This window comes from Treponema sp. Marseille-Q4130 (assembly GCF_014334325.1).
In the GTDB taxonomy this organism is placed as follows: domain Bacteria; phylum Spirochaetota; class Spirochaetia; order Treponematales; family Treponemataceae; genus Treponema_D.
On the sequence record NZ_JACSET010000002.1, the window covers coordinates 25,727 to 46,489 of the forward strand.

At 49.6% G+C, this 20,763-nt stretch carries 21 protein-coding genes and 1 tRNA gene; 2 read left to right on the forward strand and 20 right to left on the reverse strand.

From position 1 onward, the window contains the following. Nucleotides 1-28: 28 nt before the first annotated feature. From H9I36_RS01945 to H9I36_RS01960, 4 genes are all read right to left on the reverse strand, one after another. Nucleotides 29-853 (reverse strand): MBL fold metallo-hydrolase, encoded by an 825-nt coding sequence (locus H9I36_RS01945; RefSeq protein ID WP_187383718.1) that lies wholly within the window; start codon nt 851-853, stop codon nt 29-31. 292 nt (nt 854-1,145) lie between these two features. Next, nucleotides 1,146-2,093, reverse strand: coding sequence for a dTDP-4-dehydrorhamnose reductase (gene rfbD, locus H9I36_RS01950; RefSeq protein ID WP_187383719.1), 948 nt, complete (start codon nt 2,091-2,093; stop codon nt 1,146-1,148). Between the two features lie 17 nt (nt 2,094-2,110). After that, on the reverse strand, nt 2,111-2,839 hold the full coding sequence (locus H9I36_RS01955; protein WP_187383720.1) for a DUF6675 family protein: 729 nt from the start codon (nt 2,837-2,839) through the stop codon (nt 2,111-2,113). Nucleotides 2,840-2,922: 83 nt separating this feature from the next. Next, nucleotides 2,923-3,846 (reverse strand): hypothetical protein, encoded by a 924-nt coding sequence (locus tag H9I36_RS01960; protein WP_187383721.1) that lies wholly within the window; start codon nt 3,844-3,846, stop codon nt 2,923-2,925. Nucleotides 3,847-4,004: 158 nt separating this feature from the next. Between H9I36_RS01960 and H9I36_RS01965 the strand changes: the two genes are divergently transcribed. Both H9I36_RS01965 and glgA read left to right on the forward strand, forming a co-directional pair. Further along, entirely contained in the window at nt 4,005-5,198 is a 1,194-nt protein-coding gene (locus H9I36_RS01965) for a pyridoxal phosphate-dependent aminotransferase (protein ID WP_187383722.1), read from the forward strand. A gap of 90 nt (nt 5,199-5,288) precedes the next feature. Further along, the gene (glgA, locus tag H9I36_RS01970; RefSeq protein WP_187383723.1) at nt 5,289-6,761 is read left to right on the forward strand and encodes a glycogen synthase GlgA; all 1,473 of its coding nucleotides are present in this window, start codon (nt 5,289-5,291) and stop codon (nt 6,759-6,761) included. Between the two features lie 174 nt (nt 6,762-6,935). Here glgA and H9I36_RS01975 read toward each other — a convergent pair whose 3' ends face one another. The 16 genes from H9I36_RS01975 to H9I36_RS02050 all read right to left on the reverse strand — a co-directional run bounded on the left by H9I36_RS01975 (nt 6,936) and on the right by H9I36_RS02050 (nt 20,747). Then, nucleotides 6,936-7,331 (reverse strand): HEPN domain-containing protein, encoded by a 396-nt coding sequence (locus tag H9I36_RS01975; protein ID WP_187383724.1) that lies wholly within the window; start codon nt 7,329-7,331, stop codon nt 6,936-6,938. Further along, a complete protein-coding gene (locus H9I36_RS01980) occupies nt 7,315-7,635 on the reverse strand; it encodes a nucleotidyltransferase family protein (protein WP_016520121.1) in 321 nt (106 codons plus the stop codon). Before H9I36_RS01980 ends, H9I36_RS01975 begins: the two co-directional genes overlap by 17 nt. Before the next feature lie 41 nt (nt 7,636-7,676). Beyond that, nucleotides 7,677-8,132: a hypothetical protein gene (locus H9I36_RS01985; protein WP_187383725.1), complete on the reverse strand. Its 456-nt coding sequence runs from the start codon at nt 8,130-8,132 to the stop codon at nt 7,677-7,679. Between the two features lie 146 nt (nt 8,133-8,278). Further along, complete coding sequence (locus H9I36_RS01990; RefSeq protein ID WP_187383726.1) at nt 8,279-10,252, reverse strand: WD40 repeat domain-containing protein; 1,974 nt, start codon at nt 10,250-10,252, stop codon at nt 8,279-8,281. 10 nt (nt 10,253-10,262) lie between these two features. Beyond that, on the reverse strand, nt 10,263-11,387 hold the full coding sequence (locus H9I36_RS01995; protein ID WP_187383727.1) for a M50 family metallopeptidase: 1,125 nt from the start codon (nt 11,385-11,387) through the stop codon (nt 10,263-10,265). Continuing rightward, on the reverse strand, nt 11,384-12,466 hold the full coding sequence (locus tag H9I36_RS02000) for a 1-deoxy-D-xylulose-5-phosphate reductoisomerase (protein ID WP_187383728.1): 1,083 nt from the start codon (nt 12,464-12,466) through the stop codon (nt 11,384-11,386). The genes H9I36_RS01995 and H9I36_RS02000 overlap by 4 nt, the downstream gene beginning before the upstream one ends. Further along, the gene (locus H9I36_RS02005) at nt 12,463-13,317 is read right to left on the reverse strand and encodes a phosphatidate cytidylyltransferase (protein ID WP_187383729.1); all 855 of its coding nucleotides are present in this window, start codon (nt 13,315-13,317) and stop codon (nt 12,463-12,465) included. Before H9I36_RS02005 ends, H9I36_RS02000 begins: the two co-directional genes overlap by 4 nt. Before the next feature lie 57 nt (nt 13,318-13,374). Beyond that, nucleotides 13,375-14,085: a polyprenyl diphosphate synthase gene (uppS, locus tag H9I36_RS02010; protein ID WP_187383730.1), complete on the reverse strand. Its 711-nt coding sequence runs from the start codon at nt 14,083-14,085 to the stop codon at nt 13,375-13,377. Continuing rightward, nucleotides 14,082-14,624, reverse strand: coding sequence for a ribosome recycling factor (gene frr / locus H9I36_RS02015; RefSeq protein ID WP_187383731.1), 543 nt, complete (start codon nt 14,622-14,624; stop codon nt 14,082-14,084). The genes uppS and frr overlap by 4 nt, the downstream gene beginning before the upstream one ends. 99 nt (nt 14,625-14,723) lie before the next feature. Further along, nucleotides 14,724-15,557 carry a translation elongation factor Ts gene (gene tsf / locus H9I36_RS02020; RefSeq protein ID WP_187383732.1) on the reverse strand — a complete coding sequence of 278 codons (834 nt, stop codon included), beginning with the start codon at nt 15,555-15,557 and terminating at the stop codon, nt 14,724-14,726. Between the two features lie 65 nt (nt 15,558-15,622). Then, on the reverse strand, nt 15,623-16,504 hold the full coding sequence (gene rpsB / locus H9I36_RS02025) for a 30S ribosomal protein S2 (protein WP_187383733.1): 882 nt from the start codon (nt 16,502-16,504) through the stop codon (nt 15,623-15,625). 141 nt (nt 16,505-16,645) lie between these two features. After that, nucleotides 16,646-17,236: a Maf family protein gene (locus H9I36_RS02030; RefSeq protein ID WP_187383734.1), complete on the reverse strand. Its 591-nt coding sequence runs from the start codon at nt 17,234-17,236 to the stop codon at nt 16,646-16,648. A gap of 31 nt (nt 17,237-17,267) precedes the next feature. Then, a tRNA-Arg gene (locus tag H9I36_RS02035) sits at nt 17,268-17,341 on the reverse strand. 147 nt (nt 17,342-17,488) lie between these two features. Further along, complete coding sequence (locus H9I36_RS02040; protein ID WP_187383735.1) at nt 17,489-18,229, reverse strand: HEAT repeat domain-containing protein; 741 nt, start codon at nt 18,227-18,229, stop codon at nt 17,489-17,491. Between the two features lie 114 nt (nt 18,230-18,343). Next, entirely contained in the window at nt 18,344-18,934 is a 591-nt protein-coding gene (locus H9I36_RS02045) for a hypothetical protein (RefSeq protein ID WP_187383736.1), read from the reverse strand. Nucleotides 18,935-19,007: 73 nt separating this feature from the next. Beyond that, nucleotides 19,008-20,747 (reverse strand): hypothetical protein, encoded by a 1,740-nt coding sequence (locus tag H9I36_RS02050; RefSeq protein WP_187383737.1) that lies wholly within the window; start codon nt 20,745-20,747, stop codon nt 19,008-19,010. Nucleotides 20,748-20,763 lie beyond the last annotated feature (16 nt).

Sequence of the window (20,763 nt, forward strand, 5' to 3'; positions counted from 1 at the left end):
GGTTTAATAATTTTGATAACGCACGTGATTAGAGCACGACGACGCTGCCGGTCGCAAGACGGCAGTCGGTTACGGTGTTTGTCTCTGCGATAATTTCGTGGACGCGGTTTCCGCTGCAGTGGCAGAATCCCGTCTTTTGTACACCTGTCTTTTGCAGCGCTTCGATCGTTTTTCGGATGCGTTCGTCGTCGGCTTCGACCAAATGCGATCCCCCGTAAACGGCGGATACGGGTTTACCGAAGTGCGCGGCGACAGACGTCGTCATGTTGAGGATGCCCGGATGCGAGCAGCCGACGATAATCGTGAGAGACTCACCTCCGTCGTATACGAGGCAGACTTCGTCGTCGAAAAAATCGCGGACGGTATTGCCTGCGAGTCCTTTTACGAAGCGTTCGGGAATCGTTTCGAACGCATGCGTGCGCGCAAATCCCGAAAACGCATACAGCGAATCGGTCAGTTGCAGGCAGCCGCAGCATTCTCTGTACGCGATACCGTGGGAAGCGAGAAACGCTTTATCGAAACTCGCACCGAGGTACGTAAACGCACCGTTGAGAAAATTGTATTTCGGAAGAAAAAAATCGGGACCGGTTACGAGTTCGCGCACGCGATATGTTTCGGCAAAAGACGCAAAGCCGCCCGCGTGATCGTAGTGCGCGTGACTTATGACGACGCACTCCATATCGTCGAGCGGGACGTTCATGAGGCGGGCATTGTCGGTAAAGATGCCCGTTGCGCCCGTGTCGAATAAAAAGGCTTTATCGTCGACGCGGAGCAAAAGAGAAAGGCCGTGTTCGACTGAAACCGATTTCAGTTCCGCCTGCGTGTTTTCGAGCAGCACTGTAAGTGTGTTCATGGCTTCTCCGTTTTTGAATGATACTACAAGTATACATCGTCAATTCCAAAAGTCAAGTTTTTCTTAATTACCTATCGATTTTATGGGTTTTGTACGGCGGATAAAGCCTTCTGCGCGGGGAACTTCGCGCTCTGCGCTCGTATGCGTATCTTGCGACAAGCACGCCGGTTCGAAGTATCGAGCGAAGCGTACACATATATCGCCTTTTTAAAGTTACCTCTGGACTACAGTTTTTAGAGGTGCCCACAAGTTTGTTTTGTAAACTTCCGGTACGATCGACCCTGCCTGAACCCTAGCTTTCGAATCTGCCGCTTTTTATAAAGCGCTCAAGGCTCGCTCTCCACGAAGGGATTTTGATACCGAGCGCCGTTTCGATCTTTGTGCAGTCGAGAACGGAATAAGCCGGTCGCGCCGCTTTCGTTTTGTATTCGTCGGACGAACACGGACGTACGGCGCACTCGTGCCCGATCCTGCCGTATTTTTTTCCGAAGTCATAGATCGCGCACGCGAAATCGAACCACGTCGCCTCCCCCGAATTCGAAAAGTGATAGATGCCGTAGGGAGCTGCGCTTTTTTTCCCGAAGAGGCTCGTAGCGCTTGTTTCTTTTTTTATTAATTTTACGGCGGCAGCTGCGAGATCTCCGCAAAAAGTCGGCGTTCCCTTTTGATCGTTTACGACGCCGACCGATTCCCGCTCGTTCATCGCGCGCGTCATCGTATATACGAAATTGCGACCGGTAAATCCGTAGAGCCACGAAGTTCGGATGATGTAATACTGCGTCATCGACTGAGCGATGAGGTCCTCGCTTTCAGCTTTCGTTTTGCCGTATACGTTTATCGGAGATTTCGGCGCGTCTTCCGTATAGGGAATTCCCGAGCTTCCGTCGAATACGTAGTCGGTCGAAATGTGAATGAGCTTTGCGCCGTGAGAACGCGCCGTGCGCGCGATATTGAGGGCGCCGGTACAGTTTGCGCGGTATGCTTTTTCGGCTTCGTCTTCGGCTTTATCGACTGCCGTATAAGCCGCGCAGTTTATGATCCAATCGATTTTATTGTCTTTTTTTACATCGCGCGATGCGTAATACGATGCGCTTTCGGTTTTGTTGATAAAAGCGTCGAGCTTTTCGGCATCGGCGATATTGACGTCGCTTCCCGTACCGACGAAGGGTATGCCTTCCTTTGAAAGTCTATGCGAGAATTCCCGTCCGAGCATTCCGGTAGAGCCGATGAGCCACAACATGAGACGCGTCCTTTCGCTCAGAGTTTTTCAAAAATAAAATTGCAAAACGTTTTTATGCGATTTATAAACGACGTTTCGATGCGCTTTTCGAAAAAAATAATTTTCATCGCTTTGACGCCGCCCGCGCCGTATAAAATCCAATTGTCGCCGTCGCGGAAGAGCAGAATCGCGGATTTCATATTTTTCGGTTTGGCACATTTGAATCGTTCTTCGTATACGAGCGTATTATCGTTTGTCGAAACGTAGTATACGAAGTCGGCGCCGGAGCTTATCGATATGGACGTTTCGATGATGCCGAAGGGTTCCATCGTCAAATCGGCTTTTACTTTCCGGGTGAGACCGTCATCTCCGATAAAATTGTCTTTGATTTTCGCTTCCGAATAAAGATCATAGTAGCGTTCATGTCGTTCCGAATAATACGGAATTCCGACGTAATCGGATATGTTCATCAGAGTATCTTCGAGCCGTGCAGGCAAATCTTCGTTGCCGGCGTAGGGCTTGACTTGGATCACTTCTGCGAGATACGACGGATTGAGGTCATGTATGTCGCGTATGATTTTTTGTGCGCTTTCGCCCGACGCTTCAAGGCACATATTCGACGCACGGCTGATATTGCGCACGATGACTTTACCGCTTTCAAGGTCGGCGAGTTCGGCTTTCGAAAGCTTATCGTTGAACGGAAGCGCGAATGCGGAAAACGCGCAGAGTACGACCACAAAAAACGAAATCGATACTGTCTTTTTCATACGAGTGCTTTGCATTATACAAAGTAAACAGTTCTGCGGCAAGCCAGTTACCGGAAAAACGAACTGCACAAAATTCTATGCCTCTATCGGCGGTCGAGCGGTAAAACGATATTTTTCGAGCGCGCGTAACTTTTAAGCCAGCGCTTAACCGGAACTGTCCAATCGTTTTCGTTTGCACCTTCCAAAAGCAGGCGTTCGAACATAAAGTGAATGTGGGCGCTTATTTTCTTTTTATCGGAATCGGAAAGCGTTTCGTCGTCCGCAAACAGACTGTTGATAATATCGATGCCCGCGCTTATCGTAAATCGATTTTTAAGCACATATAGCATCATATACATCGCCGCGGGAATGCAGTTTACGCTGTGCTGCTTTACATACAACACGCTTTCGATAATGCGCCGCGCACCTTCACACAGTTCGGCCGTATACGTTTCGCGTTCCTCTTCGGTAAAATCGTCGTTTTTAAAAACGTCCGCGTAATATACAGACGCGAGAATAACGATCGCAACGTGCAGGCTCGGAACACAGAGAAGATGCGGATCGAAAGCGTGAATCATTTTGAATGCCGCGTCCGTTTTATAATCGGGACGCTTTGTCGTCGTCATGCAAAAGCGGTACACTTTTGCGGCATTTGCATACGCCGTTTCGATAAGCGAAAGATATTCGATGCAGTACGGCAGTGCCTTTTTTACGCCGAGTCTGCGAAATAAAAAAGTCATCGGCCGGATCCAAAAGTTTGTAAAGTTCAAATAGATTTTTACTTTGTCGGGCGTAAAGGGAATCAGTTCGTCCAACGGGTGTGATACGTCCAAAACGGGAATTGTTTTGAAGCGCCACTTTACCGAAAACTGCAGCCAAAAAAAATCGCGCACGACGGTACGCAAAAAACGGAAAAGCACTTTTGCGCTTTTTAGCCGGAAGGGAATAATCAAATACGGAAGAAAGGCGCCGTAAGAATCGATCGGCCGCAGGGCAGGCTCTTTTTTTTCGGCAGAACTTTTTGCCATGAGGGTTATTCTATCGAAAACGGAAATTCGGCACAAGGTACGGACAGACGGTATCGAGGAAAGACGGTACTGTCGCAAAAGTCGGTTACTTTTTCCCTTTGAATACAAACTCGGAAAAGGAGTTACGCAAAATCTTATATGTGTGCTATACTGGACGCATGATAGCGGCATATATACGGGATTTGCTTGAAAGTCCGAAAGCGGGCGTCATTCGCAAAATGTTCGAAGAAGGAGCTCTGCTCAAAAAAAAATACGGAGCCGAAAACGTCTACGATTTCAGTCTCGGAAATCCGGATTTGGATCCGCCGGAGAGCGTGTGGTCGGCTATAGAGCGGATCGCTTCGGATAACTCTCACGGCGCACACGGCTATATGCCGAATGCCGGCTATCTTTTTGTGCGCGAAGCGATGGCGAAAAAAACGGAAGCCGAACAGGGAGTGTCTGTTCCGGCAACTCACGTCGTTATGTCGTGCGGAGCTGCGGGCGCGCTCAACGTCGTTTTAAAATCGCTTTTAAATGCGGGCGACGAAGTGATCGTGCCGGCTCCTTATTTTGCCGAATACGATCACTATATCAGAAATCATGCGGGAGCTATCGTGCGCGTAAAGACGAAAGACGATTTTTCCCTCGACTGCAATGCGATCTCGGCGGCGCTCACCGAAAAGACCGCCGCCGTTTTGATCAATTCTCCGAACAATCCGACGGGACGCATCTATTCGGCGGAAGACATCGCGTCTCTTTCGAATGCACTTCGCAAACACGGAAAAAAATGCGGACGCATGCCTTACCTCATCTGCGACGAACCGTATCGCGCGATCACCTACGGCGGCAAAAAAGTTCCGCCCGTATTTCCGCTGTACGAAAACGCCGTCATCGTTACATCTTTTGCAAAAAATTTGAGTTTGCCGGGAGAGCGTATCGGATATCTTGCCCTGAATCCCGCATGTACGGAAGCGGATGCCTTTATCGCCGCAGCGATTTTTTCGACACGTATTTTAGGTTACGTCAACGCTCCTGCTTTTTTTCAAAAAGTTGTCGCTTCTTCGTGGAACGCACCGTGCGATTATTCGCCGTATGAAAAGCGGTGCGCGCTTTTAAAAGAAAATATGGATTACGCGGGACTTGAGTATGCGAAACCCGACGGGGCATTTTACCTTTTTGTGAAAGTGCCCGATGCGTGGAATGGTGATGATCTTGCGTTTACGAATCATTTAAAAAAATACAATATCCTGTGCGCGCCGGGAAGCGGTTTCGGAGGGGAGGGCTGGTTTCGAATTGCGTACTGCGTGAGCGAGCGGACGATTATCGATTCGCGCGATGCTTTTTACAAGGCGGTACACGACGGAGTTTAAGAGCTGCGAGGCGGTACGCAGCGAACAATCGCGCTTAAAAAGCCATGCGGAAGCGCGGACGATTTTACGATAGCGATTTTTGGAGGCGATATGAAAATCCTTATGGTAACGGCGGAAGCGGTACCCTTTGCAAAGACGGGCGGACTTGCCGATATGGTGTCCGCTTTGGCGGCATCCCTTGCAAAGCTCGGACACGACGTAAAAATCGTCATGCCGCGCTATTATAAAATCGACCGGAAAAAATTGCAGGCGATCCCCGGTCCGCTCGCCGTCGCTGCGGGAACTTCGGAATCGTGGGTCGGCGTTTATGAAAGCGTGCTGCCTTCGTCAAAGGTCGGCGTTTATTTTCTCGACCACGAAGGCGCATTCGGGCGTGACGGCGTGTACGGCACAAAGACCGAAACCGATTTTCACGACAATCCGTACCGCTTTTCGCTTTTGTGTCACGGCGCTTTTCAGTTGTGCCGAAAGCTCGGATGGTATCCCGATATCGTGCACGCGCACGATTGGTCGGCATCCCTCGCTCCGATCATATTAAAGCACGTTGTCCGCCACGAACCGTTTGCAAAGACGGCGAGCGTTTTGACGATTCACAATTTAGGTTACCAGGGACAATACGCTAAAGATTGGTTTCCTTCACTCGGTATTCATTGGGGATTGTATTACGGCGCGGGACTCGAACACAACGGTGGTATCAATTTTTTGCAGGGCGGCATATCTTCCGCCGATATGATTACGACGGTATCCCCGACTTATGCAAAAGAAATTCAAATGGCAGAAGGCGGCTTCGGTATGGACGGGCTTTTGCGTGTAAGGGGCGACGTTGTTCGCGGTATCCTAAACGGGATCGATGAGGACGTGTGGGATCCGAAAACCGATCCGCTCATTCCCGTAAATTACGACGAAACGTCTCTTGAAAAAAAAGCGGCATGTAAACGCGAGCTGCAAAAACGCATGAAGCTTCCCGAAGACGATGCCGTTCCCGTCATCGGTATCGTAACGCGCCTCGCCGATCAAAAAGGTATCGCCGAACTCTTTGCGCCGACATACGGCTGTATGTACCGCCTGTGCAGTGAAATCGACGTGCAGGTCGCAGTCCTCGGAAGCGGGGAAAAGTGGTGCGAAAATGAAATACTCGCGCTTCAGTCGAAGCTTCCGAATATGCGCGCGTATATCGGCTACGATGAAAGTTTGAGCCATCTTATCGAAGCGGGCAGCGATTTCTTTTTGATGCCGTCGAAATACGAGCCGTGCGGATTGAATCAAATGTATTCGCTTTTGTACGGTACGCTTCCGATCGTGCGCCGTACGGGCGGGCTTGCAGATACGGTCGAACAGTACGATGAAGAGACGGGAGAGGGTACGGGCTTTATGTTCGACAACTTGACGCCTTCCGCCGTGTTCGACACTTGCGGTTGGGCGATCTACGCGTATTACAACAAAAAAGAGCACATCGCCGAAATGCGAAAGCGCGGCATGAAAAAAGATTTCAGCTGGAAAAAATCGGCCGAGCAATATATCGCCGTCTATAAAGAAGCCCTTGCGCGCGGCGCGGGAACGTGAAAACGCAAACGAACTGCCGCTAACGGTTTCAGCGCCGGCTTCGCCGCGTTTTGCGTTCGTCCATATAGCGTAACGCTTCATCTTCTCTCAAGCGCCGCACTTGCGTGTTCGGAAATTCGCGGTAGCGGCTTTGAGAAAATATCAATTTTCGAAAATGCCGCAGCAGTGCGTATTTTAAGCTTCGATTTGTCCTTTGCACCAATCGACTACGACATCCATATCGGCGAGCGCCTTTTTTGTAAGCTCTTCATCGATATGAGGATAGTCAGGGTATCGAAAAGTCGCGGCAAATTTTGTTAAACTGATAGCAGAAAGTTTCACTGTTTCGGGAAACGCTGTTTTTGGTTGTATTGTTTTAATAAGCATTCCCAAATCGTGTATTTTAATAATTTCAATTTCGTATACTATGAACAGAGTTTTTATCGCTTTTTCTGCAGCCTGTTGACAGTGAAAGCAGATGATTTCCAGAGGTTTGGGATGCATGGTTTTAAAAAGGTGATAGGCGGTATTCCTGTCCATATCGACTACGTGAAGCCATTGAGCTACGTCTTGCTTAAGATCGTTTTTCATAAAGCAATACACCTTCATTTGCAACTGTTTTTTCGAGTGTCGGACGATATTTTCGTATATCGAATTTCGACTTATGATTTACGATAACATCGCACGGTTTTTCTTGTATATCGAAAATCGCCGAATAAGCTTTATCACACAAAAGCAAAGGATTTCCTTTTTCCTCATCGACAACGACATAAAAATCATAATCGCTCTTTTCGGTTTCTTCGTTGCGCGCATAAGAACCGAAAAGATAGATGCGTTCGGGATCGAGGGCTTCTTTGATTTTTTCCGTTATCCGTTTAATCTCTTCCGTAATCATCGCTTTATGATACCACGAAAACGCAAGCGGCGACAACGGTTTCAGCGCCGGCTTCGCCTCGTCTCTCGCTCGCTCATATAGCGTAACGCTTCATCTTCTCTCAAGCGCCGCACTTGCGTGTTCGGAAATTCGCAGTAGCGGCTCTGAGAAAAAAGAGGCTTCTTTCCGCTGCACGTTTTATCTTTGTTGTTTTGCAAATAGGTTTGCAATTCCGCTTCATCCGAAAATATTTTATAAAAAATTCTTCCCGAAGCGTTTTTGATTTCATATATGCCGCAGCTTTTTTTCATAGTGTAATCGGCCGTCCGCACATACAATTTTGCGATCGCCGCAGATTTAAACGGAAAGTTCCAGCGCTGCAAACCGTTTTTTGTGCGGTCGATGCAGATACACCGTCCGCACGTTCCGCAGATGTATTGCGTGTGGTTTTTTAAACATTCTTCCGGATTCAAAAGCGGCGTTACTCTGTCTTCGTCGGCGTAGCATTCAGTACACATACGTATCCCCCTGTAAAAGTTTTGTAATGCGATTGCGCTTCCGCGGCAAGCGCATGCACTGCAATACTACGGGGAATACAACAACTGTCAAGTAAGCCGAACGGGAAAATATAAAATCGATTTGAATGCGAGCTGTCCCGATTTTTTTAAAACTCGTACCAAGTTCCGTCTTTTGTCAAATACCAATCTGCGAGCACTTCGGTCTTTCTCGTATCGTACCAGGAAATGCTCCCGTCGCGATTCAATACCGCGATGCGCTCTCCGTTTTGTACGGCTTTTACCGGCAGCGATGCGGAGCGTCCGTAATATCTGCTTTTTTTTCGCGAAAGATCGTACGAATACACTTTTTCGCTTCCGATATCCGTCAAAATATTTCCGTCATAAAAGTACGTAAAAGCGCGCGTATCTTCGTCGTTCAGTTTTAAAAGCATCGTCGTTTTTGAAGATGCAGGTGTATACGAAAAAAGATTCGTCGTTTTTTCATTTTCACTTGACTGCACGGCGATGCCGTACAATTCGTCGTCGGAAGCGGAAAGCGCGTAGACGACGTCTGAGGCGATGTTCAGTGGTACGATTTCCTTTGTACGCATATCGACGCTGAGAAGAGCGGACGGAGGATTTGTCGCAGACGACTTTGCAACGTAGAGAGTACCGTCCGAGATGAGCGCATCCTGCAGTCCTGTACCCGCATAGAGCTCTTCGATTTCACCCGTGTCGCTGTAATAGGCGCGGACGACGGCGTTGCTTTCCATTTCCAAAATCACATTTCCGAATGCGCGGACGGATTGAACGCTGCTTTCGGGCGTAAAAAGCGGAACCGTTTTATTTTCCGTGAAGTCGAAAAATTCGATCGCCCGCTTCGTGCCGCGCGACCAGAGGATGACGCCCCCTTCGCAGATGCTCATATTCGTGTGCGCGTCATTCGATGTGCGTTTATCGACGGTGCCGGTATCGTAGGATGACGCATAGAGCGCGTCGCGCGTCAAAAAATAAAAACCGTCTTCAGCGCTCGCCGCATCGGAAATCTTTTCGTAGATATCTTCGGTGAACGGAACGAGCGCAAGAAGCGCCGTATCAGGAGAAGGCGTCGTTCGATACACGTTTCCGCCGGAAGAGGCAAGAACAATTTCGTCTCCCGCTTTTGCACCCGCTCGGATCGCTTCTCCGTTCGGAAGCGATTTGAAGTTTTTCAAAATGCGGGGAGATGAAAACGTTTTGTCTCCTCGATTTTCAAGCATCGAAAGAGAGTACGTTCGGGATGCAGTACTTGCGATATAGTACACGTCTTTATCGTCGGCTCTCGTCAGGAGCACGGGATCTCGTGCGGAAACGGAAGCGGACGTCTTTCCGGAAAGCGCCGACACGACGTACAGACTATCGTTTTTGGTGCCTGCAAAAAACATATCGCCGTCGAAGGACGTGATATCCGAAAGATTCGCTTCGCAGCTCAAACGCCGCTTCAGTTTTCCGTCGATCATATTGTAATACGAGATAAAGCCGACAGGCGAATACGTGCACAGCGTTTTTTCAGATGCGCTCGTCACAGCGTACGAAATGATTCCCGTCGAATCTTTTAAGACGTCGGCGACCCGTCCATCCGAAGCGCGTAAAAAGATCGCCCCTTCGACGGAAGCCGTTCCGACGATGACATAGGTACCCTTTGCCGAAAACGACAAAGACGTCACCGCGTCCGAAAAGCGCCGTGCGTATTTCCGCTGCTGCGTATCGAAATCCCACAGGCTCACGCGGTTCACCAGTCCTCCGTCCGTTTCGTATGCGGCGATCGTTTTGCCGTCGGGGGAGAGGGCGCAGAGTTTTACGCTCATATCCGAAATTTGATAATGTTCGCCCTGATCGTCGCCCGTCCATTTTATTAAAAATCCGTCGTCGCCCGCCGTGAAAAATGCGCTTCCGTCGCGGGAAACCGAAACAGCCCTGATTTCTCCTTCATGCTTTTGCGTCGAAATGTGAGACTCCGATGCAAGGGGCAGCGCGCTTAAAAGGACTGCTGCAAAAAATACGGTATGCCGCACTTTGAAAGGAGCTGCAAATGCGCAAGACGATTGAAAAAATCCGAGCTTTCGAAAAGTCGAAATTGAACCTTTTAATAATTTTTTCATAACAGTTACCCTAGTGCGATTGCAGCGCCGCAGTGAAGTGCCGTATATCGCTTGTTATGCCGAGTACGAAAAGGGCTGCGATGATCGCGATCCCCGCGTACTGCGCGTAATATTGTATTTTCGGATTGATCGGACGGCGGAAAATGAATTCGACGAACGCGAAAAAAATCAAAGCGCCGTCGAGTACCGGTATCGGAAGCAGGTTCATGATAAAAAGCGAAATGCTGATAAAGGCCATGAGTTCCAAAATCGCCGTAATGCCCTGCCTGAAGCCTGCGCCGAATCCGTCTTCGACGGTGTTTCCGAGCATACCCGCAACGCCGACGGGGCCTGAAATCGCATTTTGCACGTCGGCTCCTTTGAACAAAAGCGCTATGCTTTTTACGGTAAGCGAAAGAGTTTCGCCCGTCCGCTTTATTCCCTCAACGAGCGCTTTAAAAAACGGATAGCGTTTCGCTTCGCGCATTACCGGTTCGTTCGAAAAAGGCGTGACCCCGATCTTTCCGCTTCCGGTCGATTTGTCGAAATCGCTGTGAACGATGTAGGAAATTTCCTCGTCGTCGCGCAATACGGCGATACGCAAATCCTTATCGGGGTTCGACGCGACTTCCATAATTATATCGGAAAAATCTTCGACGGGTTTTCCTTCGATCGACAGGATCGTATCTCCCGTTTTCAATCCCGCATCCCTCGCTGCCGAATGCAGTTCGGGATAAGCTTCGTCGGCAAGAGCGATCTTCGCCGTATACGAATAATACGTATAACCTGTCATCGCGATCACGGAAAAGGCGGCAAAGGCAAAGAGCGCGTTGAAAAAGGGACCTGCGAATCCGATGAGAGCGCGTCCGAGCGGGGCAATACCGTAGAGCGAATCGCGGGTGGCTTCGATGCGCGGAGAAGAGGAGTCGAGCGCTGCCTGAAAATCGCGCTCTCCTTTCATGCCGCAGTATCCGCCGAGGGGCAAAAGCGATAAACGGTAGTCGGTACCGCCGATCGTTTTATGCAGCAGGGTGGGACCGAAGCCGAGCGAAAAAGATTCGACTTTTACGCCGAATAATTTCGCTGCGAGAAAGTGTCCGAGTTCGTGAAAAAAAACCAAAAAACCGAGGCAGACGATGCCGTAAATCCATTTCATATCAGAGTTTTTGCAAGAGATCTCGCTTTTGCATCCGCTTTAAAAACGTCTTCGAAGCTTTCGGGTAACATTGTCCAATCTTCGTCAAGCACGCTTCGAACGACGCGGGCGATGTCGGTAAACGAAAGTTTTCCGTCGAGAAATGCGAGGGCTGCAACTTCGTCGGCGGCATTGTATGCAATCGTATAGGATGCCCCCCGTTTTGCCGCTTCGTACGCGTATGCAAGGAGCGGAAAGTCTTCGGTGCGCGGACGGAAAAACGAAAGCGTTTTATCGAAGAGGTCGAAAGGTTCCAGATAATTTTTCGCCGTTTCGGGCCACGTAAGCGCCGAAAGAATCGGGTGTTTCATATCGGGATCGGAAAGCTGGGCGTAGAGCATGCCGTCCTTTGTGCGCACGAGCGAATGCACGATGCTTTCGGGATGGACGACGACTTTTACGATTTCGGGCGATACGTCGAAGAGGCGGCACGCTTCGATCACTTCGAGTCCCTTGTTTGCAAGCGTCGCAGAATCGATCGTAATTTTTTTGCCCATTTTCCACGTCGGGTGGGCGAGAGCGTCTTTTACGGAAACGCGCGCAAGATCTTCTTTTGCGTATGTACGGAAAGGACCTCCGCTTGCGGTTATGAGAATTTCTGCAATATTTTCTTTGCCGATTTTTTCGATGAGGCTGAAAATCGCAGAATGCTCCGAATCGACGGGGATGATGCGAGCGCCCGACTTTTGTGCGAGAGCTTGTATGAGATGCCACGCCATGACGACGGTTTCTTTGTTTGCAAGCGCCAGATCGACTCCCGCTTCGAGCACCGCCTTCGACGGAAGGAGACCCGCGCTTCCGGCTATTCCGTTTACCGCGATGTCGGGGCGCGTTTGCCTTATGAGCCGCTCGATGCCGTGCGGATCGTCTGCCGTAAGCGTAAAATCGCAGCCGAAAAAGGAAGCGAGCTTTTCGGTTTTTTCGCGGCTCGTATGAGAGGCGAGGGCGCAGGCGCAAAAGAGGGCGGGCATATTTTTAATGATGTCGAGCGTATTCGTACCGATGGAGCCGGTACAGCCCAAAACGAAAACTTTTTTCATCGTGCGAATATCGGAAGGCCGTAAAGTATGCCGAGCGAAAGATAAAATACGGGAGCGGCAAACAAAAGCGAATCGATCGAATCCAAAACGCCGCCGCGGCCGGGCATAATGCCGCCCGAATCTTTTACGTTTGCACTCCGCTTAAATACCGATTCGGCAAGGTCGCCGACGATAGCGGCGCTTGCGACGAGGATGCCGAACAAAACCGATTTCCAAAGGGAACCCGGAAATATATGCGGCAGGGCTTTCTGCGCGATGAGCGAAGCGAGGATGCAGCCGACATAGCCGCCTGCAAAACCCGCGACGCTTTTATTCGGACTTGCGGCGATGACGCCTCGATTGTTTTTTCCCAGCAGCATACCGAAAAGCCATGCGAGCGAATCGCAGATAAAGGTCATCCACAAAAATGCGGCGATGTAAAAACTTCCGTATTCGTAGACCGTCATCCTCGAAATAAAAGTGATGAGGTAGCCCGTATACAATAAAATCGATACGGAAAGAGAAACGGCGGTGTTCGAATGTTCGAAGGATGTTGCCGTAAGCGCATTGTATGCCATGAGTATACATACGCCTGCGACGAAGACTCCGGTTACGATCGCGAGAGGAAGAGAAAGGCATACGCAGACGTAGACCGCAACGGGAATCAAAAGGTTTAAAAACGCGACGAGGGGCTTCGGCAACAGCGGGCTGTTTTTTGAAAACATATCGTAGAGTTCCAAAGCACCGATAAACGAAAATACGCACACGGCGATGTGAAAGGGCAATTGATGAAAAAACGGAAGAAAGACAAGACCGATCACGAGCGGTATGCCGATAAAAAAAATCAAAAGCCGTTGTACGAGTTTTGGCATCGTACCGTCCTCCATAAAAAAATGCGCTCGCTTACAGCGAAGTCACGCAGCGTCATTTCAGACGGGTACCGCGCCGAACCGTCTCGTCCTCTTTTGAAACTGCTCGATATGACCGTAAAATTCGTCTTCGCCGTAGTCCGGCCACAGCGTATCCGTAAACACGAGCTCCGCATAAGAGGCGTGCCACAAAAGAAAATTGCTGAGCCGTTTTTCACCGCCCGTTCTGATCAATAAATCGACATCGGGCAGATCCGGTATGTCGAACGAAGAAGCGAGTACTTCTTCGTCGATCGCATCCGCCGGCGTTTGACAGGCGGCAAGCTTTTTGATACCGCGCACGATTTCGTCCCTTCCTCCGTAATTGATCGCCATGACGAGCGTCGTTCCGGTAAAGTGCGCCGTTTCCGCCGTCGCGCTCCGTATCTCTTTGCGGATATCTTCGGGAAGACCCGCTATATCGCCCAAGTGCAAAAGCCGTATTTTATTTTTTTTATAAAATGCGAACTCCGCCCTCAAGTGATTTTTGATGAGACTCATAAGATAGCCGGTCTCTTCGGCGGTGCGCTTCCAGTTTTCCGTTGAAAAAATATAGAGCGTCACGTATTCGATGCCGAGAGCGGAAGCGGCTCCGACGATCTTTTTCGCCTGCTCGGCGCCCGCATAATGTCCTGCGCTGCGGTTTTTATGCTGTCTTTCCGCCCATCTGCCGTTGCCGTCCATGATGATAGCAACGTGGCGGGGCAGGCGAGTCGTATCGAGAGAAGTCAACCTTCGAGTATTTCCTTTTCTTTCGCATCGTAGAGCTTTTGTATCTCCGCGATATACTTGTCGGTGAGCTTTTGCAATTTGTCCGTTTCGGCTTTCAAACCGTCTTCGGTAAGTTCACCCGATTTTTGCTGCTTTTTGAGCGCGTCGTTTCCGTCGCGGCGGATATTGCGTATCTGCGTGCGGTAATTTTCCGCGTCGGCTTTCGCCTGTTTGACGAGCTCTTTGCGCCTGTCGGCCGTGAGCGGCGGAATCGCGATGCGGATCACTTTGCCGTCGTTCGACGGATTCAAACCGAGGTCGGCGGCTTGAATCCCTTTTTCGATATCGCCGATGAGCCCTTTGTCGAAGGGCTGAATGACGACTGTCCTCGCTTCGGGAATCGCGATCGTCGCAACTTGGTTGAGCGGCGATTTTTGACCGTAGCAGTCGACGCGCACTTTATCGAAAAGAGCCGCACTCGCCCTTCCGGTTCTGATTGCGGCGAAAGTATCGGTAAGCGAATGTATCGCTTTTTGCATTTTCTCTTCACTGTCTGCCATTGCATCCTCCGGTAGAAAATACGGTTTTAGAAAGTTGCGTTACAACAAACGCAAGACAAAGCGCACGCGAGAGGTTCGCGAACGCTTTGCACCGTGCGTCTATTTTCCGAGAATGTAAAGATGCACTTCTCCGAATTCGAGCGGGGCGCCGACATCTTTCGATACTTCCGCGAGTTTTGCGGCGACGCTTACTTTGTCGTCTTTGACGAACATCTGGTCGACAAAGCACACTTCTTCGAGATGCTTTTTCAATTTGCCCTTTAAGATGCCGTCTTTGACGTTTTGCGGCTTTGACGCCATCTTTTCGTCCTGGTCGAGCTGCTTTGTAAATATTTCCATCTGCTCGTCCATATAGGACTGGGGAACGTCTTTTTGCGTGATATAGGCGGGTGTAAAAGCCGCCATGTGCAGACAGCAGTCGTTTGCGAATTCCTGCACTTTCGGATCCGTCGATCCCTTGACTATGCAGAGGGCTCCCGTTTTGAAATCGCTGTGGACGTAAGTTCCCGCAACCGCGTTTTCCGGCACATCGATGAGCGATACATGTCGCACGGACATATTTTCGCGGACCTTCGTCGCAAAAACGGTGAGCATATCGGAATGCTCGCTTTCGACTTTCGTGTAGCCCTTTTCAAGCGTCAAATCGACAAGCTTTTGTCCGAGCGCTATGAATTCTTCGTTTTTGGAAACGAAGTCCGTTTCGCACACGAGTTCGACGACGGCGATTTTGTTTCCCTTCCTTTGAATGTAGATGCGACCTTCGGCAGTCGCGCGATCCGCACGTTTGGCGACGGCGGCGAGTCCTTTTTCTTTTAAAAGTTTTGCCGCTTTGTCGATGTCGCCGTTCGTGTCTTCAAGCGCGCGCTTGCAGTCCATCATGCCTGCGCCCGTCGTTTCACGCAGCGTTTTGATATCCGATGCTTTAATATTCATTATTTAACTCCAAAATTGTCGAGTCGTCCGAAGATTTTCGTTTTCGGACAGCTCCTTTACATTAATTATTTGTCGCGGTAGATTTTATCTTCGTCGATAAGCTGATCCGCTTCTTTTTGGTCGCTGTCGGCGTCCTCTTCTTTTTTCGGCTCCGTCGGCTGGTAATTCGAATAGTCTTCGATTTCGACGTCGTTGTCTTTGACGGCGGCATCCGTCTGCACGTTTTCGTCTTCATCGTTCAAATTTTCGAGAATCTTCAAGCCCTGTTCGTTGTCCGCTTCGATGACCGCATTTGCGATGATCGACGTAAACAGCGAAATGGCGCGGATGGCGTCGTCGTTGCCGGGAATGGGGTAGTTGATGCCTTCCGGATTGCAGTTCGTGTCGACGACGGCGATGATGGGAATGCCCATGCGGCGTGCTTCGGCGACGGCGATCTGCTCTTTGTGCGTGTCGATGATGAATACGACGCCCGGCAGCTCTTTCATCTCTTTGATGCCTGCGAGGTTTTTTTCAAGCTTTGCTTTTTCTTTTTGCAGCGCGGAAACTTCTTTTTTTGTCAGATTGTCGAAAGTGCCGTCGACTTCCATTTTTTCGATTTTTTTAAGCCGCTGCAGCGATTTTTTGATCGTTGAAAAGTTTGTGAGCATACCGCCGAGCCAGCGGTTGTTGACGTAGAATTGACCGCAGCGCTCGGCTTCTTTTTGGATCGCCTGCTGGGCCTGTTTTTTCGTTCCGACGAAGAGGATCGATTTTCCCGCCGTCGTCGCTTTGCGTACGACTTCGTAGCTTTCTTTTATAGCTGCAATCGTCTTTTGCAAATCGATAATGTGAATCCCGTTCCGCTCCGCGAAGATATATTTCTTCATGCGGGGATCCCACCGCTTTACCTGATGACCGAAATGAACTCCCGATTCAAGCAGGTTTTTCATGGTTACAACTGCCATGACGTACTCCTTCACCGGTATCGTATGATACCCCGAACTCTGTTTCTCGATGCGCCGTCTCTTAATAATTTTTATTAAAGAGATGAAACGTACGGAAGATCGCTTGCCCCTTAAGCCTACGGCACAGGGTTTACGGCAAAGCTATTCGATAATCGAATACCCCTGCGACGCAAGAATATCATAAAGCTCGGAGATGGGCAAGCCCTCCACGCCGCTTGTCGTGCCCTTTATCTTTTTAATAAAACACGAAGCGAGGCTTTGAATGCGGTAGCCGCCTGCAGCCCCGTGCCATTCTCCCGTTTCGATGTACCATTCGATTTCGCGCTCGCTCATCTCTTTGAACGTCACTTCCGTAACGCTTTCGCGGACGACCGTCGTCTTCGTTTTGCCGCTGTAGAGCGCGATAACCGTTTTGACCGTGTGCGTTTTTCCGCTCAATTCGCGAAGAAAGGCCGCCGCTTCTTCCTGATCGGAAGGCTTGCCGTAGATTTTATTGTTGAAGATGATGACCGTATCTGCGGCCAGCACCCACGGAATCTCCCTGTCGGCAGCGAGCGAACGCACAACGGCTGCGACTTTTTCCCGTGCAAAAATTTCCGGCACGTCTTCTGCCGGAAGAGAAGAGGATACGGTTTCGTCGATGTTCGGCATGATCACTTGATACGGAATGTGCAAGAGTTTCAATATGTCCTGACGGCGCGGCGACGACGATGCTAAAATAACGGGTTCCATAATTTTTTTTACATCCTTTATCTTTAAAAAATGAGAGATATGGGATTCGAACCCACCGCCTTCAGCTCCGGAGGCTGACGCTCTATCCAGATGAGCTAATCTCTCTTGCGTGCAGGCGCCGTCTCAAAATCGCTTAGTCCGTTTTGACAGCCGCTGTTTTACCGCACACATCAATCAAAAAATCAAAAAATCGCCTGCAAATTTCCGAGTCGCCTCACGGAACACTGCGAAACGATATGTTTGATTGTCGATTTATTTTCCGCTTCCCGAAGACGATCCGTCGGATTTAATGCCTTTGAGCACTTCGAGGGCACGCTTTCGCACCGCACTCGTATAGTGATAGTCCGATGCGATTCGCGAAATCTCGTCGACCATCGTGCGTTTGTTTTCCGTACTGCCTGCAAGCTTTTCAAACGCGTCGAGCGCTTCGATCGCCATGCTGCTTGTAGGATTCAATACGCGGTTTCGGTGATTTGCAAACGCGATCGCATCGGCGGCTTCGTCGTTTTCGTTTAAGCCCATCTCCCCGAGCGCGCGGATCGCGGCGGCCTGTACCATCGGTTCGTTATCCGCGATAGCGATATTGATGAGCGTGTTTTTCGAATGCTCGCCGCCGACTTTTGCGAGGAGCAGGCAGGCTCGCCGCCGAACATCGGGGTAATTGTTTGAGAGGCGACCGCCCGTTCTCGCCTGCGTCAAAAGACCTTCGCCTGCAAGCTGATCGAGGGCTGCCGCGACATCTTCGGATACGTTGCCGCCTTTGACGATACCTTCGAGATATTCGAGGGCGACGAGCTTGTTGTCGTACGAATCGGATCGGGCGAGGGTCAGCACGACAGTGCCGTCGATGTCGCTCAAATATTCGTTTTCAACCGACGTTTCGCTTCGTTTCGCGGAATCGTTTTTTTTCTGGACTTGCTGTTCCTGCGCAAAGAGCGCTGAAGATGCCGCAATCAGTACGGCTGCACAAAACGTAGTTTTATCAAATTTCATTTGCCCGATCTCCTGTAAAACTTCTGAATAAAGCGACCGCTTCCGAAAAAGTTTTTAACCTTTGCCCCATTCTATAAAAAAGCAAAAAAAAAATCAATGTTCGAATCGGGCTGCTCAATCGATCGGCGGAATACGAACGAGCCACTTGTCGCCGACTTTATTAAAATAATAATAGATGATATCGGTATCTTTACTCACTTGGACGGCTTTGACGTCCGTCTTCGAATCGTATCTGATTTCATCGACTTTGCGCCCCTTCCGCGAGGGAACGAAGATGTACGTAAAATAATCGCGCAGGCTGTTCATACGAAGCCCTTTGACCGGAAGCATCTTCGACGCGCGCTCAAGGTTTTTAGGATTCGACCAATAGCGGATCGATTCGTCATCGATAAATTTGAGCCACGCTTCATAGCGGCCGCCTGCCATGATGGACGAAAGTTCGTCGATGGTCGCCATGATCGCGGCTTTATCGTCTTCAAATGTTTTTTTCGTGATATCGATATTATTGATCGAACGAAGGTATTCTTCGTTTTCGCCGGTCGTCTTCGCATCCGTTTTTTGTCCGGCGCCCCTCTTTTCCGCCGGCGCTTTTCCGGCCGACGATGAGGACGAATTCCGAGCGGGGCCTGTAGACGCGCACGCCAGAATTGAGAGCAGAGAAAAAACACAGCCGACAAGGGTCGCAATTCTTTTTATCTTTTTCATAATGTCCTAAATATACAATCGATTGTCCGTTTCGTCAAATGGGAAAAAATATTGACGGTGCCCGCTGTTTTCTTTACCGCGCCAAGTTGATGAACTCTTCCTCCATGTTTTTTACATTTCCCTCAGTATAATCGCTGAAGCGGAACAACAGTTTTTCGACTTTGGCGGTGATAAAGGGTTTGCCTGATTTCAGTTCGTCCGCAGCGATGGCGCCGAACGTCTTTCCCAAATCGTAAAACCATACTTCGCCCAAAACCGTGTCGCTCCATTTTGTGCCCTTATACACGCTGTCGATAGAGAGACGGTAGGTGCCCGGAAGCAATATGCAGGGATTTTTGTTCGCATTGGCAGAGAGCCATCTTGTTTCGCTTTCCCGGTCGTCAAGCCGGAAGCCCGCATATAAGTCGACGAGGTTTAATTTCCGTTTTTCATGCGTTTTGACGTTTTCAAGCGTCATCGTTTTTATCCGATTGTTCTTTGTCCACGTCAACTCTTTCCGATCGTGAATATCGGAAAGCACTACGGAATCTTCGACCCACGACTCTTGTTTGGACGTATAATTCCGTGTCAAACCGTTGGTCATAAACGGACCGAAGACTGTCGATGTCAGCGTAAACTCGATCCATTCTCCGATACCGTCGCCTTTTGCGCCCTCGACCCAGCCGTTCAAAAACTCCCCGTCAAAAGAGCATTCGGGTTTGTACGAAGAAGATTTTTCATCGGTGATTTTAAAGCTTCCGTCGAGAAAAGAGGAAGCGCTGATATTTCGGACAAAGTCTTGCTTTTCGCGGTTTTGCATAAAAGCCCATCCCATTTCATCGCCATACGTGTACCCGGTGAATTCAAAATATTCGCGTGCGGTAGGCTTGTAATTCCGCGCTGCAAGGATAGTGCCGCGGTCATCGGAATAACTGCCGAAGCCGAAAAGACTCTTTTGCTCAAATTGTGCGACGGAATTGTGCACCGTAACCTCGTCATCGGTCAGCAAGACGAAGTTCTTAATGCTCCCTGCCCACGTACCGCCGGTCGAAATGTCGTAAACGCTTTTGTAAACCTCTCCGCGTTTGGCACCTTTGTCGGTATCCGTTGCGTAGGTAATATCGACGACGGAGGATGAAGAAGCGGGGAACTCCAGTTCGTGGTAAAAGTGCAGTTTAAGCGTGATTTCGCCGTTATAAACCGGCTGGCCGCCCCATTTTTCGGGGACTTTCATTTGACTTTCCTGAACGACGCTTGTTTCGATGCCGACGTGCGTAATCGGAACTTTTTTGCCGTTTAAGAGGATGTTTACACCCTCGTAAACGGTTTTATTTTTATCCTTATGAAAAACGTTTTCACTGTAGAACTCATCAAGCTGCTTTTTATATTCGGCATAGGGAATAACGCGCAATTTTTTATCGGCTTCCAAAGGATTGACGGGAATTGTTTTGAACGCCCGCCCTTCGTCTCGTATCGGCTGCGTTTGCCTGCCAAATGCAAGGTTTAAAACCGTCAAATTGTAAAAGGCTCTAAAATCGCTTGTAACGATTTGTGTGCCGTCAAACTCATACGGAATTGTAATGACGACGGGGAACGCGCACGGCACCTTCCGTTTTTGAGCCGTAAGATTTTTAAAATCGAAAAGCGCGCGCACCGTATGCCGCTTTTGGTTGACATATAAAAACTCGCTTTCCAATGCGATTTCTTTATTCGGCTCCGTAACGTAAATGTTGCCGTACGACCAATTTTCAAGGTACTTTGTACCGCCGTCATCGGCAAATCCGACGCCGATCGCGCTTACGGACAGCAGCAGCATTATAATCGTCTTTTTCATCATTTTACCTCATGAG

What these genes read in the sequence shown, in the direction of transcription:
- H9I36_RS01945 (WP_187383718.1), bottom strand. Translation starts at nt 853, where the DNA reads ATGAACACACTTACAGTGCTGCTCGAAAACACGCAGGCGGAACTGAAA.
- rfbD (WP_187383719.1), bottom strand. Translation starts at nt 2,093, where the DNA reads ATGTTGTGGCTCATCGGCTCTACCGGAATGCTCGGACGGGAATTCTCG.
- H9I36_RS01955 (WP_187383720.1), bottom strand. Translation starts at nt 2,839, where the DNA reads ATGAAAAAGACAGTATCGATTTCGTTTTTTGTGGTCGTACTCTGCGCG.
- H9I36_RS01960 (WP_187383721.1), bottom strand. Translation starts at nt 3,846, where the DNA reads ATGGCAAAAAGTTCTGCCGAAAAAAAAGAGCCTGCCCTGCGGCCGATC.
- H9I36_RS01965 (WP_187383722.1), top strand. Translation starts at nt 4,005, where the DNA reads ATGATAGCGGCATATATACGGGATTTGCTTGAAAGTCCGAAAGCGGGC.
- glgA (WP_187383723.1), top strand. Translation starts at nt 5,289, where the DNA reads ATGAAAATCCTTATGGTAACGGCGGAAGCGGTACCCTTTGCAAAGACG.
- H9I36_RS01975 (WP_187383724.1), bottom strand. Translation starts at nt 7,331, where the DNA reads ATGAAAAACGATCTTAAGCAAGACGTAGCTCAATGGCTTCACGTAGTC.
- H9I36_RS01980 (WP_016520121.1), bottom strand. Translation starts at nt 7,635, where the DNA reads ATGATTACGGAAGAGATTAAACGGATAACGGAAAAAATCAAAGAAGCC.
- H9I36_RS01985 (WP_187383725.1), bottom strand. Translation starts at nt 8,132, where the DNA reads ATGTGTACTGAATGCTACGCCGACGAAGACAGAGTAACGCCGCTTTTG.
- H9I36_RS01990 (WP_187383726.1), bottom strand. Translation starts at nt 10,252, where the DNA reads ATGAAAAAATTATTAAAAGGTTCAATTTCGACTTTTCGAAAGCTCGGA.
- H9I36_RS01995 (WP_187383727.1), bottom strand. Translation starts at nt 11,387, where the DNA reads ATGAAATGGATTTACGGCATCGTCTGCCTCGGTTTTTTGGTTTTTTTT.
- H9I36_RS02000 (WP_187383728.1), bottom strand. Translation starts at nt 12,466, where the DNA reads ATGAAAAAAGTTTTCGTTTTGGGCTGTACCGGCTCCATCGGTACGAAT.
- H9I36_RS02005 (WP_187383729.1), bottom strand. Translation starts at nt 13,317, where the DNA reads ATGCCAAAACTCGTACAACGGCTTTTGATTTTTTTTATCGGCATACCG.
- frr (WP_187383731.1), bottom strand. Translation starts at nt 14,624, where the DNA reads ATGGCAGACAGTGAAGAGAAAATGCAAAAAGCGATACATTCGCTTACC.
- tsf (WP_187383732.1), bottom strand. Translation starts at nt 15,557, where the DNA reads ATGAATATTAAAGCATCGGATATCAAAACGCTGCGTGAAACGACGGGC.
- rpsB (WP_187383733.1), bottom strand. Translation starts at nt 16,504, where the DNA reads ATGGCAGTTGTAACCATGAAAAACCTGCTTGAATCGGGAGTTCATTTC.
- H9I36_RS02030 (WP_187383734.1), bottom strand. Translation starts at nt 17,236, where the DNA reads ATGGAACCCGTTATTTTAGCATCGTCGTCGCCGCGCCGTCAGGACATA.
- H9I36_RS02040 (WP_187383735.1), bottom strand. Translation starts at nt 18,229, where the DNA reads ATGAAATTTGATAAAACTACGTTTTGTGCAGCCGTACTGATTGCGGCA.
- H9I36_RS02045 (WP_187383736.1), bottom strand. Translation starts at nt 18,934, where the DNA reads ATGAAAAAGATAAAAAGAATTGCGACCCTTGTCGGCTGTGTTTTTTCT.
- H9I36_RS02050 (WP_187383737.1), bottom strand. Translation starts at nt 20,747, where the DNA reads ATGAAAAAGACGATTATAATGCTGCTGCTGTCCGTAAGCGCGATCGGC.